The following is an 18951-nucleotide window of genomic DNA, read 5'->3' as shown; positions in this document are numbered from 1 at the left end:
GTCCATATCATTAAAAGCAGGTTAAAAATGGCCCGCGAAAAGTTCCAAAAAGCATCACGCCGCTTTTACGTCCGCCATGTTTCAGCCTTCCCCCCTGATTTCTCCGCCAGAGCAGGCAGATAACCAGTAACAAAAGTGTCTATAAGTGCGGCAGAAATGTCCACATTGAATATTTGCACGGCGTCACACTTTCCGTTGTAACAGCAATTTAGTCCATAAGATTAGCGGATCCTGCCTGACGACTTTTGTCCCCAGTCTCTAATGTTCTTCCATACCTGTTTTTTCGATGGAGCAACACCATGGCAATTGCGATTGGCCTCGATTTTGGCAGCGATTCAGTTCGCGCGCTGGCAGTGGACTGTACGTCCGGCCAGGAGATAGCAACCAGCGTTGAGTGGTATCCGCGCTGGCAAGAGGGGCGCTTCTGCGACGCGCCAAACAACCAGTTCCGCCACCACCCGCGTGACTATATCGAGTCGATGGAAGCGGCGATCAAAACCGTCCTGGCTGAACTGACTGATGCCCAGCGGGCTGAGATTGTCGGGATTGGCGTCGACAGCACCGGCTCCACGCCAGCCCCTTTGGATGCCGAAGGCCGCGTGCTGGCGCTGCGCCCGGAGTTTGCCGACAACCCGAACGCCATGTTCGTATTGTGGAAAGACCACACCGCCGTGGAAGAGGCCGAAGCCATCACCCGGCTGTGCCATCAGCCGGGCAAAACGGACTACTCGCGCTACATCGGCGGGATTTACTCCAGCGAATGGTTCTGGGCCAAGATCCTCCACGTTACTCGCGCCGACGCCGCAGTCGCACAGGCTGCGGCGTCATGGGTTGAGCTGTGCGACTGGGTGCCTGCCCTGCTCTCCGGCACCACGCGACCGCAGGATATCCGCCGCGGCCGCTGCAGCGCCGGGCATAAATCCCTGTGGCATGAAAGCTGGGGCGGCCTGCCTCCGGCCGCGTTCTTCGATGAGCTCGACCCGATACTCAACAAGAACCTGACATACCCGCTGTTTACCGACACCTTCACCGCCGATATTCCGGTCGGCACGCTCTGCGAAGAGTGGGCGAAACGCCTCGGCCTGCCGCAGAACGTGGCGATCTCCGGCGGCGCCTTTGACTGCCATATGGGCGCCGTGGGCGCGGGCGCGCAGCCAAACACGCTGGTGAAAGTCATCGGCACCTCCACCTGCGACATCCTGACGGCGGATAAAGCCACCGTCGGTGACCGCGCGGTGAAGGGCATCTGCGGCCAGGTTGACGGCAGCGTGGTGCCGGACTTTATCGGCCTCGAAGCCGGTCAGTCCGCGTTTGGCGATATCTACGCCTGGTTTGGCCGCGTGCTCGGCTGGCCGCTGGACCAGCTGGCGGCGGCGCATCCTGAGCTGAAAACCCAGATAGCCGAGAGCAAAAAGCAGCTTTTGCCGCAGCTCACCGAAGCCTGGGCGAAAAATCCCTCGCTCGATCACCTCCCGGTGGTGCTGGACTGGTTTAACGGCCGCCGTACGCCGTTTGCCAACCAGCGTCTGAAAGGGGTGATCGCGGATCTCAACCTGGCAACCGACGCGCCTGCGCTGTTCGGCGGCCTGATTGCCGCAACGGCCTTCGGTGCCCGCGCCATTATGGAGTGCTTCACCGGTCAGGGCATCGACGTGAACAACGTGATGGCGCTGGGCGGCATCGCCCGTAAAAATCCGGTGATCATGCAGGCCTGCTGCGACGTGCTGAACCGTCCGCTGCAGATTGTGGCCTCCGATCAGTGCTGCGCGCTGGGCGCGGCGATTTTCGCGGCCGTGGCCGCAGGCGTTCATGCCGATATCCCAACCGCGCAGCAGCACATGGCAAGCGCCGTCGAAAACACACTCCAGCCGCGTGTCCAGCAGGCACAACGCTTTGAACAGCTTTATCAGCGCTACCAGCAATGGGCAAAAAGCGCCGAACTTCACTATCTCCCTGTCGCCGCCCCGGCTAAAAGCACCGCGGACACTACGGCAACCCTGACCCATTAAGGACACGATGATGACCATTTTTAATAATTATGAAGTGTGGTTTGTGATTGGCAGCCAGCATCTGTACGGAACGGAAGCGCTACAGCAGGTAACGAAACACGCGGAGCACGTGGTTAACGCGCTGAACGCGGAAGCCAAACTGCCGTGCAAACTGGTTCTGAAGCCGCTGGGCACCACGCCGGACGAAATCACTAATATCTGCCGTGACGCCAACTACGACGACAAATGCGCAGGGCTGGTGGTGTGGTTGCACACCTTCTCGCCGGCCAAAATGTGGATCAACGGCCTGTCTATCCTCAACAAACCGCTGCTGCAGTTCCATACCCAGTTCAACGCCTCCCTGCCGTGGGACAGCATCGACATGGACTTTATGAACCTGAACCAGACCGCGCACGGCGGCCGCGAGTTCGGCTTCATCGGCGCGCGTATGCGTCAGCAGCACGCGGTGGTCACCGGCCACTGGCAGGATGGCAAGGCGCAACAACGTATCGGCTCATGGATGCGTCAGGCGGTCTCTAAGCAGGATACCCGCCACCTGAAAGTGGTGCGCTTCGGCGACAACATGCGTGAAGTGGCGGTCACCGACGGTGACAAAGTCGCCGCGCAGATCAAGTTCGGCTTCTCCGTGAATACCTGGGCCGTGGGCGACCTGGTGCAGGTGGTGAATGAAATCAGCGACGGCGACGTGAGCGCGCTGGTGGACGAGTACGAAAGCCGCTACCGCCTGACGCCTGCGGCACAAATCAACGGCGACAAGCGCCAGAACGTGCTGGACGCGGCGCGCATCGAGCTGGGCATGAAGCGCTTCCTGGAACAGGGCGGCTTCCACGCTTTTACCACCACCTTTGAAGACCTCCACGGTCTTAAACAGCTGCCGGGTCTGGCGGTACAACGTCTGATGCAGCAGGGCTACGGCTTTGCGGGCGAAGGCGACTGGAAAACTGCCGCTCTGCTTCGCATCATGAAGGTGATGTCGACCGGTCTGCAGGGCGGCACCTCCTTTATGGAGGACTACACCTACCACTTCGAAAACGGCAACGACCTGGTGCTCGGCTCCCACATGCTGGAAGTGTGCCCTTCTATTGCCGTCGAAGAGAAACCGATCCTCGACGTGCAGTATCTCGGCATCGGCGGTAAAGCCGATCCGGCGCGTCTGATCTTCAACACCCGTACGGGCCCGGCCATCAACGCCAGCCTGATCGATCTGGGCGATCGTTTCCGCCTGCTGGTGAACTGCGTCGATGCGGTTGAAACGCCGCACTCCCTGCCGAAACTGCCGGTTGCTAACGCCCTGTGGAAAGCACAGCCTGACCTGCCAACCGCCTCAGAGGCCTGGATCCTGGCCGGCGGCGCGCACCATACGGTGTTCAGCCACGCGCTGGATCTGAACGATATGCGTCAGTTCGCCGAGCTGCACGATATCGAACTGACCGTCATTGATAACGATACCCGCCTGCCTGCGTTCAAAGACGCGCTGCGCTGGAACGAAGTATATTACGGTTCAAAACGCTAAGCCCTGAATGCCCGGTGGCACTGCGTTTACCGGGCCTACGGTTCCGTAGGCCGGATAAGCGAAGCGCCATCCGGCAGGAGATAACAATGTTAGACGATCTCAAACGTCAGGTGCTCGAAGCCAACCTGGCGCTGCCGAAACATAATCTGGTGACCCTGACCTGGGGCAACGTCAGCGCCGTTGACCGGGAAAAAGGCGTGTTCGTGATCAAGCCTTCAGGCGTGGATTACGCGGTAATGACCGCAGACGATATGGTGGTGGTCAGCCTCGAGACTGGGGAAGTGGTCGAAGGTAAGAAAAAACCGTCCTCCGATACGCCGACTCACCGCCTGCTGTACCGGTCATTCCCAACCATTGGCGGCATCGTGCATACCCATTCGCGCCATGCGACCATCTGGGCGCAGGCGGGCCAGTCCATCCCGGCGACCGGCACCACCCACGCGGACTACTTTTACGGCACCATTCCCTGCACGCGTCTGATGACCGATGCGGAGATTAACGGTGAGTACGAGTGGGAAACCGGCAACGTGATTGTTGAAACCTTCGAAAAGCAGGGGATCGACGCGGCGCAAATGCCCGGCGTACTGGTGCATTCCCACGGCCCGTTTGCCTGGGGGAAAAACGCAGAAGACGCGGTGCATAACGCCATCGTGCTCGAAGAGGTCGCCTATATGGGGATCTTCTGTCGCCAGCTGTCGCCGCAGCTGCCGGATATGCAGCAAACCCTGCTGGATAAGCATTACCTGCGCAAGCACGGTGCGAAGGCCTATTACGGGCAGTAGCTCATCGCCCGGTGGCGCTGCGCTTACCGGGCCTACGGAACCTGTAGGCCGGATAAGCGCAGCGCCATCCGGCAAAACCAGCACTGTATAAAACCCCAGCAAACACCCCTTAACCAGGCTATAATCAGGCCTGGTTTTGTTTTATGGGATAACGGCGTGGCGCAGGCGCAAGAAGGCTTTTTACTGACCCGACACTGGCGGGATACTCCTCAGGGCACCGAGGTCGCGTTCTGGCTGGCAACCGACAACGGTCCGCTGCACGTTACGCTGCCCCCCCAGGAATCCGTGGCCTTTATTCCTGAAGCCCACGTCGAGAAGGTGAAGCAGCTGCTGCGCGGCGAAAACGGCTGGCGCATCACCCCGCTTGAACTGAAAGATTTCCACCGCCAGCCGGTTTATGGGCTTTACTGTCGCGCCCATCGTCAGCTGATGCGCTATGAAAAACTGCTCCGCGAGGCGGACGTGACGCTCTACGAAGCCGATATCCGCCCACCGGAACGCTTTCTGATGGAGCGGTTTATTACCGCCCCGGTCTGGGTCGACGGCACCGCGCATAGCGGCAGCCTCGTTAACGCGCGCCTGAAGCCGAATCCGCACTATCGCCCGCCGCTGAAGTGGGTCTCCCTGGATATCGAAACCACCCGTCACGGCGAGCTGTACTGCATTGGCCTGGAAGGCTGCGGCGATCGGGTTGTCTATATGCTCGGGCCGCCGAATGGCGATGCGTCCGCGCTGGATTTCCGGCTTGAGTACGTCAGCAGCCGCCCGCAGCTGCTGGAGAAGCTTAACCAGTGGTTTGCCGACTACGATCCCGATGTTCTAATCGGCTGGAACGTGGTGCAGTTCGACCTGCGCGTCCTGCAAAAACACGCCGAGCGCTACCGCATCCCGCTGATGCTGGGGCGCGGAAACAGCGAGCTGGAATGGCGCGAGCACGGTTTTAAGAACGGCGTTTACTTCGCGCAGGCTAACGGCCGCCTGATTATTGACGGCATCGAGGCGCTCAAGTCCGCCTTCTGGAACTTCTCTTCATTCTCCCTTGAAGCGGTGGCGCAGGAGCTGCTTGGCGAAGGCAAATCCATCGACAACCCCTGGGACAGAATGGACGAGATCGACCGGCGCTTTAACGAAGATAAGCCCGCGCTCGCCACCTATAACCTGAAAGACTGCGAGCTGGTCACACAGATTTTCCACAAAACCGAGATTATGCCGTTCCTGCTGGAGCGCGCGACGGTGAACGGACTGGCTGTCGACAGGCATGGCGGCTCCGTGGCGGCCTTTAGCCACCTCTATTTTCCGCGGATGCACCGCGCAGGATACGTCGCCCCCAACCTCGGGGACGTACCGCCGCAGGCAAGCCCCGGTGGATATGTCATGGACTCCCGACCAGGATTGTACGACTCCGTTCTGGTCCTGGATTACAAAAGCCTCTACCCGTCGATCATCCGCACCTTCCTGATCGATCCCGTCGGGCTGGTTGAGGGCATGGCCCAGCCGGATGATGAGCACAGCACTGAAGGCTTCCTCGGCGCACGCTTCTCGCGGGAAAAACACTGCCTGCCTGAAATCGTGGGAAACATCTGGCACGGTCGCGATGAGGCCAAGCGCCACGGCAACAAGCCCCTTTCTCAGGCGCTGAAAATCATCATGAACGCCTTTTACGGCGTGCTGGGCACCAGCGCCTGCCGCTTCTTCGACCCGCGTCTGGCCTCCTCGATCACCATGCGCGGACACGAGATCATGCGCCAGACCAAAGCGCTGATTGAGTCCCGGGGCTATGACGTCATCTACGGCGACACGGACTCCACCTTTGTGTGGCTTAAGGGTGCGCATTCAGAAGACGACGCCGCGCAAATCGGCAAAGCGCTGGTCGCCTTCGTGAACGACTGGTGGCAGGAACATTTGCAGAAAGAGCGGTTAACCAGCGCGCTGGAACTGGAATTTGAAACCCATTTCGCCCGCTTTTTAATGCCCACCATTCGCGGCACCGATCAGGGTAGCAAGAAGCGCTACGCCGGGCTGATTCAGGAAGGCGACGCGCAGCGGATGGTGTTTAAAGGCCTGGAAACGGTGCGCACCGACTGGACGCCGCTGGCGCAGCAGTTCCAGCAGACGCTCTATCTGCGGGTGTTCCGCAATGAGCCGTATCAGGACTACGTGCGCGAGACGATAGCCAGCCTGATGGCGGGCGAACTTGACGCGCAGCTGGTGTACCGCAAGCGTCTGCGCCGCCCGCTGGCCGAGTACCAGCGTAACGTTCCTCCGCACGTACGCGCCGCGCGTCTGGCGGATGAAGAAAACGTCCGCCGCGGCCGCGCGCCGCAGTATCAAAACCGGGGAACCATCAAGTACGTCTGGACAATTAGCGGCCCGGAACCCGTGGATTATCAGCATTCTCCTCTGGATTACGAACACTATCTGACCCGTCAGCTTCAGCCGGTTGCCGACGGAATTTTGCCCTTCATCGACGACGACTTTGCTACACTAGTGACAGGGCAACTTGGCCTATTTTGACGCGTGACGAAATGGCTGCCATCCAGTACCATAGCGCCCTTTCCATTCCCGGACCCATTTTTCGATGACCGTCTTTTTTGACGGGGGTCGAACTATTGCCTGCAATTAAAGATTAGAGCCGAACAACTATGCCTTTTACACTTGGTCAACGCTGGATCAGCGATACAGAAAGCGAACTTGGATTAGGAACCGTCGTAGCAATCGATACGCGTATGGTTACCCTCCTTTTCCCAGCCACCGGTGAAAACCGTCTGTACGCTCGCAATGACTCCCCTGTAACCCGCGTGATGTTTAATCCGGGTGACACCGTGACCAGCCATGACGGCTGGCAGCTCAAGATTGAAGACGTAAAAGAAGAGAATGGACTGCTCGCCTACATTGGGACTCGCCTGGACACCGACGAGGCCAATGTCATCCTGCGTGAAGTGCTGCTCGACAGCAAACTGGTGTTCAGCAAGCCGCAGGATCGCCTGTTTGCCGGGCAAATCGACCGTATGGATCGCTTCTCCCTGCGCTATCGCGCGCGTAAGTTCCAGAGTGAACAGTACCGCATGCCCTGGAGCGGCCTGCGCGGCCAGCGCACCAGCCTCATCCCCCACCAGCTGAATATTGCTCATGACGTGGGCCGTCGTCACGCGCCGCGCGTGCTGCTGGCAGATGAAGTGGGCCTGGGGAAAACCATCGAAGCGGGCATGATCCTGCATCAACAGCTGCTTTCCGGCGCTGCCGAACGCGTGCTGATTGTGGTGCCAGAAACCCTGCAGCACCAGTGGCTGGTTGAGATGCTGCGCCGCTTTAACCTGCGTTTCTCTTTGTTCGATGACGAACGCTATGCCGAAGCGCAGCACGATACCGACAACCCGTTTGAAACCGAACAGCTGGTCATTTGCTCCCTGGACTTCGTGCGCCGCAGCAAGCAGCGCCTTGAGCACCTCTGCGATGCCGAGTGGGACATTATGGTCGTTGACGAAGCGCACCATCTGGTCTGGAGCGAAGACGCGCCGAGCCGCGAATACATGGCTATCGAGCAGCTTGCCGAGCGCGTGCCTGGCGTTCTGCTGCTGACCGCAACGCCGGAACAGCTGGGTCTGGAAAGCCACTTCGCCCGTCTGCGCCTGCTCGATCCAAACCGTTTCCACGACTTCGCGCAGTTCGTGGAAGAACAGAATAACTACCGCCCGGTCGCGGATGCCGTCGCTATGCTGCTGGCGGGCAAGCGTCTTTCCAATGACGAACTCAACACCCTGAGCGATCTGATTGGCGAGCAGGACATCGAGCCACTTTTGCAGGCCGCGAACAGCGAGAGCGACAACGCGGAACCCGCGCGTAAAGAGCTGATCGACATGCTGATGGACCGCCACGGCACCAGCCGCGTGCTGTTCCGAAACACCCGTAACGGCGTCAAAGGCTTCCCGAAACGCGAGCTGCACACCATCAAGCTGCCGCTGCCGACGCAGTATCAGACGGCGATTAAAGTCTCCGGCATTATGGGCGCGCGCAAAACCCAGGAAGAGCGCGCGCGTGACATGCTCTACCCGGAACAGATTTATCAGGAGTTTGAAGGCGACACCGGCACCTGGTGGAACTTCGATCCGCGCGTGGAGTGGCTGATGGGCTATCTGACCGCGCACCGCTCCCAGAAAGTGCTGGTGATCTGCGCCAAAGCGGCCACCGCGCTGCAGCTGGAGCAGGTCCTGCGCGAGCGCGAAGGTATTCGTGCCGCCGTGTTCCACGAGGGTATGTCCATCGTCGAGCGCGACCGCGCCGCGGCGTGGTTCGGGGAAGAAGACAGCGGCGCACAGGTTCTGCTGTGCTCGGAAATCGGCTCTGAAGGCCGTAACTTCCAGTTCGCCAGCAACCTGGTGATGTTCGATCTGCCGTTTAACCCGGATCTGCTGGAGCAGCGTATCGGCCGTCTGGATCGTATCGGTCAGGCGCATGATATTCAGATCCACGTGCCGTATCTGGAAAAAACCGCGCAGTCCGTACTGGTACGCTGGTTCCACGAAGGTCTGGACGCGTTTGAACATACCTGCCCGACGGGTCGCACCATTTACGATCAGGTACATGGCGATCTGATCGGCTACCTGGCCGCGCCGGAAAACGCGGAAGGGTTTGACGATCTGATCAAGTCCTGCCGTGAGAAGCACGACGCTCTGAAAGCGCAGCTGGAGCAGGGTCGCGACCGCCTGCTGGAGATCCACTCCAACGGCGGTGAAAAAGCGCAGGCGCTTGCCGAAAGCATTGAAGAACAAGATGATGACACCAGTCTGATCAGCTTCTCCATGAACCTGTTCGACATCGTCGGCATCAACCAGGACGACCGCGGCGAGAACCTGATAGTCCTGACCCCGTCCGATCACATGCTGGTTCCGGATTTCCCGGGCCTGCCGGAAGATGGCTGTACCATCACCTTCGAACGTGATGTGGCGCTGTCCCGCGAAGACGCCCAGTTTATCACCTGGGAGCACCCGCTGATCCGCAACGGTCTGGATCTGATCCTGTCCGGCGATACCGGCAGCAGCACCATCTCCCTGTTGAAAAACAAGGCGCTGCCGGTGGGTACCCTGCTGGTGGAGCTGATCTACGTTGTGGAAGCGCAGGCGCCGAAACAGCTCCAGCTCACCCGCTTCCTGCCGCCAACGCCCGTCCGCCTGCTGCTGGACAAAAACGGCACGAACCTGGCCGGACAGGTCGAGTTCGAAAGCTTCAACCGACAGCTGAGCGCGGTGAACCGCCATACCGGCAGCAAGCTGGTTAACGCGGTTCAGCAGGACGTGCATGCTATTCTGCAACAGGGCGAAACCCAGATTGAAAAAGCGGCCAGAGCGCTGATTGACGCCGCGCGCAGCGAAGCCGACGAGAAACTGTCCGCGGAGCTGTCCCGTCTGGAAGCGTTAAAAGCCGTCAACCCGAACATCCGTGACGACGAGCTGGCGGCGATTGAAAGTAACCGTCAGCAGGTGCTGGAAAGCCTGAATCAGGCGAGCTGGCGTCTGGATGCCCTGCGTCTTATCGTTGTGACGCATCAGTAACCGGAGCGCAAGATGGTGATGGAGCCGTACAATCCGCCGCAGGATCCCTGGCTGGTTATTCTGTATCAGGATGAACACATTATGGTGGTCAACAAGCCCAGCGGGCTGTTGTCCGTGCCGGGGCGTCTGGACGAGCACAAAGACAGCGTGATGACGCGCATCCAGCGCGATTATCCGCAGGCGGAGTCTGTCCATCGCCTGGATATGGCCACCAGCGGTGTGATTGTGGTGGCGCTAAATAAGGCGGCGGAACGTGAGCTGAAGCGCCAGTTCCGCGAGCGCGAGCCGAAAAAGCAGTATGTCGCCCGCGTCTGGGGTCACCCCGCGCAGGCGGAAGGGCTGGTGGATTTACCGCTGATCTGCGACTGGCCGAACCGGCCAAAGCAGAAGGTGTGCTACGAAACCGGCAAGGCCGCGCAGACCGAGTATGAAGTGCTGGAGTACGCCCCGGATAATACCGCGCGCGTCCTGCTTAAGCCGATTACCGGACGTTCACACCAGCTGCGCGTGCATATGCTCGCCCTGGGTCATCCGATTCTGGGCGACCGCTTCTACGCGCCGCCTGAAGCGCTGGCCTTAGCGCCGCGTCTGCAGCTGCACGCCCAGACGCTCACCATCACCCATCCGGCCTTCGGTAACGCGATGACGTTTAAAGCCCCGGTGGACTTCTAAAAAAAAAGCCCGACACCGTCGGGCTTTTTCTTATTTGAAACCTTTCTTCTCTTTAATGAGCTCGTACGCCTTCTGGATTTCCTGCGCTTTTTGCTTCGCCATCTCCATCATTTCCGGCGGCAGGCCTTTCGCGACCAGCTTGTCCGGATGATGCTCGCTCATGAGCTTACGATAGGCACGTTTAATCGTGGTCTGATCGTCAGAGGGCTTTACGCCAAGCACGTTGCAGGCATCTTCCAGCGTCGGACCACGCTGCGCCTGCTGCCAGGCGCCGCCGGACGACTGCTGGTGATAGCCGCCGCCAAACTGCGCCCCGCCCTGCATCATGCGCAGGAACTGATCGAACTGCATGCGGGAGATGCCCAGCTCTTCAGCAATGACGTACAGCACGTCACGTTCATTAGGGTGAAGTGACCCGTCGGCGAAGGCCGCCTGGATTTGAATTTCCAGAAACATCCGAATTAAATCAAAACGTCCAAAGCAGATGCTGCGGAACTGACGCATTTTTTCGCGAAGCGGATAATTATCCGATTTACCGATGCGAAACGCATTTTGTGCTGCCAGACGGGAATCACCGTGCAGGTTCATGCGATCCATAAAGACGCTGGCAATCTGAATATCGGCTTCTGTGACACGCCCTTTGGATTTGGTTAAGTGCCCCATCACCTCAAAGGTGGTGGAGAAAAAGAGTGACTGACGCTCGCGCTGATTGGCAAACCAGGCCATTTTGCGGCTGCGCGCCTTATCAAACATATGGCCGATAATAAGCCCAAGCACAATCCCCCAGAACCCGGCACCCATGATGATGGCGAACGCAACGCCGATTATTTTACCCCAATACTGCATATACTCCCCGGATAGTCATATTCCTGGCCGACGCAACGTCATCATCACTGTGTTCAAGTCACGGTCAATTGAAGGACATCGCCTATAATTTGCTTTATCATACTCGTCATTCGATAGCGAGCCTAACACTCTGGCACGCAAACGGGCAGGATTAACGCTGGTACTGCGCAGATGAGTAAGATAGTCTCTGAGCGTTTGTAAGCCGTAGCCACTGATGACGGAACAATAAAATACAACGTATGAAAAAACGTATCCCCACCCTCCTGGCCACCATGATTGGCTCCGCCCTGTACAGTCAACAGGGGCTGGCGGCCGATCTCGCCTCGCAGTGTATGCTTGGCGTCCCAAGTTATAATCGCCCACTGGTGAGTGGCGATACAAATAGCTTGCCGGTAACCATTACTGCCGACAGTTCGAAAGGGACTTACCCTGACAATGCCACGTTTACGGGCAATGTTGATATTAACCAGGGCAATAGCCGCCTGCAGGCAGACGAAGTGCAATTGCACCAGAAGCAGCCGGAAGGTGCGGCCGAGCCGGTACGAACGGTGGATGCGCTGGGTAATGTGCACTATGACGACAATCAGGTCATCCTGAAAGGTCCGAAAGCCTGGTCAAACCTGAATACCAAAGATACTAACGTCTGGAAAGGTGATTACCAGATGGTGGGTCGCCAGGGGCGCGGTGACGCAGACCTGATGAAACAGCGCGGTGAAAACCGCTATACGATCCTGGAAAACGGTACGTTCACGTCATGTCTGCCGGGTTCAAATACCTGGAGCGTGGTCGGGAGCGAGGTTATCCATGACCGCGAAGAACAGGTCGCAGAGATCTGGAACGCCCGCTTCAAGCTGGGTCCGGTGCCGATATTCTACAGCCCTTATCTGCAGCTTCCCGTGGGTGACAAACGTCGCTCCGGTTTCCTGATCCCGAATGCCAAATACAGCACGTCGAACTACTTTGAGTTCTACCTGCCGTATTACTGGAACATCGCGCCAAACATGGATGCGACGATTACGCCGCACTATATCCACAAGCGCGGCAACATCATGTGGGAGAACGAATTCCGCTATCTGACCCACGCCGGTGCGGGTCTGATGGAGCTGGATTATCTGCCGTCAGATAAAGTCTTCCAGGACGAGCATCCGACCGAAGGTGATAAGCACCGCTGGTTATTCTACTGGCAGCACGCCGGGGTGATGGATCAGGTGTGGCGCTTTAATGTTGACTACACCAAAGTCAGCGATTCGTCTTATTTTAACGACTTCTCGTCCAAATACGGCTCGAGTACCGATGGCTATGCCACGCAGAAATTCAGCGTTGGCTATGCGATACAGAACTTTGACGCGACCGTCTCGACCAAGCAATTCCAGGTATTTTCTGACCAGTCCACGCCTACGTATGGCGCAGAGCCACAGCTGGACGTTAACTGGTATCAGAATGATGTGGGTCCATTCGACACTCACGTCTACGCTCAGGCGGTGCATTTCGTTAACACGGATTCGGACATGCCTGAAGCCACGCGAGTTCACCTTGAGCCGACGGTCAATCTGCCATGGTCTAACGACTGGGCAAGCCTGAATACCGAAGCCAAGCTGATGGCGACACACTATCAGCAAAAAAATGTTGATAACTACAACGCAACAAACGATACGCATCTGGCAGAGTCGGTCAACCGCACGCTCCCGCAGTTCAAAATGGACGGCAAGCTCATCTTCGAGCGTGATATGGCCCTGTTGGCGGATGGTTATACCCAGACGCTCGAACCGCGTATGCAGTATCTGTACGTGCCGTACCGCGATCAAAGCAAGATTCAGAACTACGACTCCTCTTTACTCCAGTCTGACTACAGCGGCCTGTTCCGTGACCGTACCTACGGTGGTCTTGACCGCATCGCCTCAGCAAACCAGTTGACGACCGGCGTCACAACCCGTGTATATGATGATGCCGCCGTTGAACGTTTTAACGTTTCTGTTGGTCAAATCTACTATTTCACCGAGTCACGCACCGGTGATGACAACATTAACTGGGAGAAAGATAACAAAACGGGATCGCTGGTTTGGGCAGGAGATACTTACTGGCGTATGACTGACCGTTGGGGTCTGCGCGGTGGTGTGCAATATGACACTCGACTCGATAATATTGCGACAAGTAGCGCTGCTATTGAGTACCGCCGTGATGAAGACCGTATGGTGCAGCTGACGTATCGTTACGCCAGCCCTGAATATATTCAGGCAACATTGCCATCTTATGCTGGCTCAGAACGCTATAAAGACGGTATTTCGCAGGTGGGTGGTGCAGCAAGTTGGCCAATCGCCGACCGCTGGTCAATCGTAGGCGCTTACTACTTTGACACTAACGCCAATAAATCTGCTGACCAGATGGTGGGTCTGCAATATAACTCCTGCTGTTACGCGCTGCGTGTCGGCTACGAACGCAAACTTAACGGCTGGGATACTCAAAACAATCAGAGCAAATACGATAACGTGATTGGCTTTAACTTCGAGTTACGCGGCCTGAGTTCCAACTACGGTCTGGGTACGCAGAAAATGCTGCGCTCGAATATTCTGCCGTACCGTAGCGCCTTGTAATGTGCTTGATTTGCAACGTAATCCGCTTTGCGGTTAATTGAAATGGAAAAAGTATGAAGAACTGGAAAACGCTGCTGCTCGGTGTCGCTATGGTTGCGAATACCAGCTTCGCGGCCCCCCAGGTTGTTGATAAAGTCGCTGCTGTGGTTAACAACGGCGTCGTGCTTGAAAGTGACGTTGACGGTCTGATGAAATCGGTGAAGCTCAATTCGGGCGAAGCCGGTCAACAGCTTCCGGATGACGCCACGCTGCGCCACCAGATCCTGGAGCGTCTGATCATGGATCAGATCGTTCTGCAGATGGGGCAGAAAATGGGTGTGAAGGTCACTGACGAGCAGCTCGATCAGGCGATCGCTAACATCGCGAAGCAGAACAATATGACTTTAGATCAGATGCGCAGCCGTCTGGCCTATGACGGCATTAGCTACGCCACCTACCGTAACCAGATCCGTAAAGAGATGCTGATTTCGGAAGTGCGTAACAACGAAGTGCGTCGCCGCGTCACCATCCTGCCTCAGGAAGTGGACGCGCTGGCAAAACAGGTGGGTAGCCAGAACGATGCGAGCACAGAGCTGAACCTGAGCCACATTCTGATCCCACTGCCAGAGAACCCAACGTCCGATCAGGCTGCGGAAGCAGAAAGCCAGGCGCGTTCTATTGTTGAACAGGCGCGTAACGGCGGCGACTTTGGCAAACTGGCAATCACTTACTCCGCTGACCAACAGGCGCTGAAAGGTGGCCAGATGGGCTGGGGACGTATTCAGGAGCTGCCATCCATCTTTGCCCAGGCGCTGAGCACGGCGAAGAAAGGGGATATTGTCGGTCCTATCCGTTCAGGCGTGGGCTTCCACATTCTGAAGGTGAACGATCTCCGCGGCCAGAGCCAAAATATCTCCGTCACCGAAGTTCACGCTCGCCACATTCTTCTGAAGCCGTCACCGATCATGACTGACGATCAGGCGCGGATGAAGCTGGAGCAGATCGCAGCAGACATTAAGAGCGGTAAAACCTCGTTTGCGAAGGCAGCAAAAGAGTTCTCTCAGGATCCAGGCTCTGCTAACCAGGGCGGCGATCTGGGCTGGGCGGCTGCGGATATTTACGATCCTGCCTTCCGCGATGCGCTGATGAAGCTGAACAAAGGCCAGATCAGCACGCCGGTCCACTCTTCGTTTGGCTGGCATCTGATCGAGCTGATGGATACCCGTAACGTTGATAAGACGGATGCGGCACAGAAAGACAGAGCCTACCGTATGCTGTTTAACCGTAAGTTCTCAGAAGAAGCAGCAACCTGGATGCAGGAACAACGCGCCAGTGCTTACGTGAAAGTTCTGAGCAACTAATGAAACAGCATCGTGTTGTTATCACGCCAGGCGAACCCGCCGGGATTGGGCCTGACCTCGTTGTCCAGCTCGCCCAGCGCAGCTGGCCGGTAGAACTGGTTGTCTGCGCCGATGCAACACTGTTACAAGACCGGGCAACGCTGCTCGGTCTGCCTTTAACGCTCATTCCTTACGTTGAAGGCCAACAGCCAGCGCCGCAGCAAGCCGGTACGCTCACCCTTCTTTCCGTTCCCCTACGTACGCCGGTCATTCCGGGCCAGCTCAGCACAGAAAACGGCCACTATGTCGTTGAAACCCTTGCGCGCGCCTGCGACGGTTGCCTGAAGGGCGAATTTGCCGCCCTGATTACCGGCCCCGTTCATAAAGGCGTCATCAACGAAGCGGGTATACCGTTTACCGGGCATACGGAGTTCTTCGAAGAGCGCTCGCACAGCCCGAAAGTGGTGATGATGCTGGCGACGGAGGAGATGCGCGTTGCGCTGGTGACAACCCATCTGCCGATCAAAGCCATTCCTGACGCGATCACCCCTGAACTCCTGCGCGAGATCATCGGGATTTTGCATCACGATCTGCAGACAAAATTTGGGATCCCGCAGCCACACGTGCTGGTCTGCGGCCTGAATCCGCACGCCGGAGAAGGCGGGCACATGGGGACCGAAGAGATCGACACCATTATTCCGGTGCTCGACGAAATGCGGGCGAAGGGGATGAACCTCAGCGGGCCGCTGCCTGCGGATACCCTTTTCCAGCCGAAATACCTGGATAATGCCGACGCCGTGCTCGCGATGTACCACGATCAGGGCCTGCCCGTGCTAAAATACCAGGGCTTTGGCCGCGGAGTGAATATCACCCTCGGTTTACCCTTTATTCGAACGTCCGTTGACCACGGTACTGCGCTGGATCTGGCAGGCCAGGGGAAAGCGGATGTCGGCAGTTTTATTACGGCGCTTAATCTCGCCATCAAAATGATTGTTAATACTCAATGACTAATCGAGTCCACCAGGGCCACTTAGCCCGTAAACGTTTCGGGCAAAACTTCCTTAACGATCAGTTCGTGATCGAAAGCATTGTCTCGGCTATTAATCCGCAAAAAGGTCAGGCGATGGTCGAAATCGGCCCGGGCCTTGCCGCGCTGACCGAGCCGGTAGGCGAACGCCTCGACGCGCTGACCGTCATCGAACTGGACCGCGATCTGGCCGCACGCCTGCAAACGCACCCGTTCCTCGGGCCGAAGCTGACCATCTATCAGCAGGACGCCATGACCATGAACTTTGGCGAACTGTCGGAAAAAATGGGCCAGCCGCTGCGCGTCTTCGGCAACCTGCCGTACAACATCTCCACGCCGCTCATGTTCCACCTCTTTAGCTATACTGATGCCATTGCCGACATGCACTTCATGTTGCAAAAAGAGGTTGTTAACCGTCTGGTTGCAGGCCCGAACAGTAAAGCGTATGGTCGTTTAAGCGTGATGGCACAGTATTACTGCAACGTGATCCCGGTACTCGAAGTACCGCCGTCAGCGTTCACACCGCCACCGAAAGTGGATTCAGCGGTTGTGCGCCTTGTGCCGCACAAGACGAAACCGTATCCGGTTAAAGATCTGCGCGTACTGAGCCGCATTACCACTGAAGCCTTTAACCAGCGCCGTAAAACGATCCGTAACAGCCTGAGCAATTCGTTTACCGTTGAGGTGTTAGCCGAGCTGGGGATCGACCCGGCAATGCGTGCGGAGAACATTTCCGTAGAGCAGTACTGCAAGCTGGCTAATTACATCAGCGATAATGCGCCGCCGAAGGAGAGTTAAGCCATGATTGATTCGCCCCGCGTATGTGTCCATGTACAAAGCGTCTATGTTGAATCACAGTCCTCCCCGGACGAAGAACGTTTTGTTTTCGCTTACACCGTGACCATTCGTAATCTGGGGCGGATGCCCGTGCAGCTGCGCGGGCGCTACTGGCTTATCACTAACGGCAATGGCCGCGAAATCGAAGTTCAGGGTGAAGGTGTGGTCGGTGAGCAGCCCCATATCGCCCCTGGCGAAGAGTACCAGTACACCAGCGGCGCGGTGATTGAAACGCCGATGGGTACCATGCAAGGCCATTATGAAATGGTCGACGTCGATGGCAATGATTTCCGCGTTGCCATTCCTGTGTTCCGTCTCGCCGTAACCACACTCATTCATTAATCTAATGTCTACATATCTGATTGGCGACGTTCACGGTTGCTACGATGAACTGATCGCATTATTAAAACAGGTCGACTTTACGCCAGGACAGGACACGCTCTGGCTGACGGGCGATTTAGTCGCGCGTGGCCCCGGCTCCCTTGAAGTATTACGTTTCGTCAAATCGCTGGGCGACAGCGTGCGCATGGTGCTGGGCAATCACGATCTGCATCTGCTGGCGGTTTTCGCCGGGATCAGCCGCAACAAACCTAAAGATCGCCTCACCCCACTGCTGGAAGCGCCGGACGCGGACGATCTGATTAACTGGCTGCGCCGTCAGCCCCTGCTGCAGATCGACGAAGAGAAAAAGCTGGTCATGGCGCATGCCGGGATCACCCCGCAATGGGATCTTGAGACGGCAAAAACCTGCGCGCGTGACGTTGAAGCGGTGCTGGCGAGCGACTCGTATCCTTTCTTCCTTGATGCCATGTACGGCGATATGCCGAACCACTGGAGCGAGGAACTCAGCGGTCTGGCCCGTCTGCGCTTTATCACCAACGCGTTCACCCGCATGCGTTTCTGCTTCCCGAACGGACAGCTGGATATGTATTCCAAAGAGACGCCGGAAAGCGCGCCCGCTCCGCTCAAACCGTGGTTTGCCATTCCGGGGCCGGTGACAAGCGAGTACAGCGTGGTGTTTGGTCACTGGGCTGCGCTGGAAGGAAAAGGAACACCGGAAGGGATTTACGGTCTGGATACCGGATGCTGCTGGGGAGGCGAGTTAACCTGCTTACGCTGGGAAGATAAAGCTTACTTTGTGCAGCCGTCCAACCGACAGCTGGACTTAGGAGAAAGTGAGGCCGTCGCCTCCTGATACGTTATTCCCTCTCCCGGCCGGGAGAGGGAAAATCACTTAACGACGTTCCAGAATCTCGAAGCAGTAGCTGTGGGAGTTCTGTGCATCCGCGTCGTGGAATTCGCTGAATACCGATTCCCACTCGTCCGGATCGTAGTCCGGGAAATGGGTATCCCCTTCCACTTCTGCATCAATGTGGGTCAGATAGAGCTTCTGCGCTTTTGGCAGGAACTGCTCGTACACGCGCCCACCGCCAATCACCATGATCTCTTCGGCATTGCCGCAAGCAGCAATCGCCTCGTCTACTGATTTAACCCATTCGACGCGATCGTCAGTGCCTGGCTGGCTACTGATAACGATATTCTTACGGCCCGGCAATGGACGACCAATCGACTCCCAGGTCAGGCGGCCCATCACTACCGGCTTGTTTAACGTAGTACGTTTAAACCATGCGAGATCGGCAGGCAGGTTCCACGGCATGGCATTTTCCATACCGATAACGCGGTCCACCGCCAGCGCTGCAATCAGACTGATCATTGAAAATTTCCCGGATGCAAAAAATTGCCGCCACTATACGGAAAGCTTAATCTTTCGTCGACTGGCGGCAGGGTAAAGATAAAGAAATTTTT

14 protein-coding genes are annotated in these 18951 nt (G+C 57.3%); 12 read left to right on the top strand and 2 right to left on the bottom strand.

What is annotated here, in order from left to right:
• Positions 1-299 precede the first annotated feature (299 nt).
• From araB to rluA, 6 genes are all read left to right on the top strand, one after another.
• Positions 300-2009 (top strand): ribulokinase, encoded by a 1710-nt coding sequence (gene araB, locus L370_RS11660; RefSeq protein ID WP_023334482.1) that lies wholly within the window; start codon positions 300-302, stop codon positions 2007-2009.
• A 10-nt stretch (positions 2010-2019) separates the two neighbouring features.
• The gene (gene araA, locus L370_RS11665; protein ID WP_023334481.1) at positions 2020-3522 is read left to right on the top strand and encodes an L-arabinose isomerase; all 1503 of its coding nucleotides are present in this window, start codon (positions 2020-2022) and stop codon (positions 3520-3522) included.
• 86 nt (positions 3523-3608) lie between these two features.
• Entirely contained in the window at positions 3609-4304 is a 696-nt protein-coding gene (araD, locus tag L370_RS11670) for an L-ribulose-5-phosphate 4-epimerase (protein ID WP_023334480.1), read from the top strand.
• Positions 4305-4460: 156 nt separating this feature from the next.
• The gene (gene polB / locus L370_RS11675) at positions 4461-6818 is read left to right on the top strand and encodes a DNA polymerase II (protein ID WP_023334479.1); all 2358 of its coding nucleotides are present in this window, start codon (positions 4461-4463) and stop codon (positions 6816-6818) included.
• Between the two features lie 128 nt (positions 6819-6946).
• Entirely contained in the window at positions 6947-9853 is a 2907-nt protein-coding gene (gene rapA / locus L370_RS11680) for an RNA polymerase-associated protein RapA (RefSeq protein ID WP_023334478.1), read from the top strand.
• Positions 9854-9865: 12 nt separating this feature from the next.
• The gene (rluA, locus tag L370_RS11685; RefSeq protein ID WP_008502014.1) at positions 9866-10525 is read left to right on the top strand and encodes a bifunctional tRNA pseudouridine(32) synthase/23S rRNA pseudouridine(746) synthase RluA; all 660 of its coding nucleotides are present in this window, start codon (positions 9866-9868) and stop codon (positions 10523-10525) included.
• 30 nt (positions 10526-10555) lie between these two features.
• Here rluA and djlA read toward each other — a convergent pair whose 3' ends face one another.
• Positions 10556-11371, bottom strand: a complete 816-nt coding sequence (gene djlA, locus L370_RS11690; RefSeq protein ID WP_023310366.1) for a co-chaperone DjlA — start codon at positions 11369-11371, stop codon at positions 10556-10558.
• A gap of 239 nt (positions 11372-11610) precedes the next feature.
• On the opposite strand from djlA, the gene lptD reads away from it, so the two are divergent.
• The 6 genes from lptD to apaH are packed head-to-tail and all read left to right on the top strand — an operon-like array spanning position 11611 to position 18340.
• A complete protein-coding gene (lptD, locus tag L370_RS11695; RefSeq protein WP_023334477.1) occupies positions 11611-13962 on the top strand; it encodes an LPS assembly protein LptD in 2352 nt (783 codons plus the stop codon).
• A gap of 53 nt (positions 13963-14015) precedes the next feature.
• Entirely contained in the window at positions 14016-15302 is a 1287-nt protein-coding gene (surA, locus tag L370_RS11700; protein ID WP_023334476.1) for a peptidylprolyl isomerase SurA, read from the top strand.
• Positions 15302-16288, top strand: coding sequence for a 4-hydroxythreonine-4-phosphate dehydrogenase PdxA (gene pdxA, locus L370_RS11705; RefSeq protein ID WP_023334475.1), 987 nt, complete (start codon positions 15302-15304; stop codon positions 16286-16288). The genes surA and pdxA overlap by 1 nt, the downstream gene beginning before the upstream one ends.
• Positions 16285-17106, top strand: a complete 822-nt coding sequence (gene rsmA / locus L370_RS11710; protein ID WP_023334474.1) for a 16S rRNA (adenine(1518)-N(6)/adenine(1519)-N(6))-dimethyltransferase RsmA — start codon at positions 16285-16287, stop codon at positions 17104-17106. Before pdxA ends, rsmA begins: the two co-directional genes overlap by 4 nt.
• Before the next feature lie 3 nt (positions 17107-17109).
• A complete protein-coding gene (gene apaG, locus L370_RS11715; protein WP_023310361.1) occupies positions 17110-17487 on the top strand; it encodes a Co2+/Mg2+ efflux protein ApaG in 378 nt (125 codons plus the stop codon).
• A gap of 4 nt (positions 17488-17491) precedes the next feature.
• Positions 17492-18340 carry a bis(5'-nucleosyl)-tetraphosphatase (symmetrical) ApaH gene (apaH, locus tag L370_RS11720; protein ID WP_023334473.1) on the top strand — a complete coding sequence of 283 codons (849 nt, stop codon included), beginning with the start codon at positions 17492-17494 and terminating at the stop codon, positions 18338-18340.
• Positions 18341-18379: 39 nt separating this feature from the next.
• Here apaH and folA read toward each other — a convergent pair whose 3' ends face one another.
• On the bottom strand, positions 18380-18859 hold the full coding sequence (gene folA, locus L370_RS11725; RefSeq protein WP_008502023.1) for a type 3 dihydrofolate reductase: 480 nt from the start codon (positions 18857-18859) through the stop codon (positions 18380-18382).
• Positions 18860-18951 lie beyond the last annotated feature (92 nt).

The sequence above is a fragment of the Enterobacter sp. MGH 24 genome, assembly GCF_000493015.1.
GTDB lineage: Bacteria > Pseudomonadota > Gammaproteobacteria > Enterobacterales > Enterobacteriaceae > Enterobacter.
Note: the sequence above shows the minus strand (reverse complement) of the source record. Positions and strands in the feature narration are given on the sequence as shown.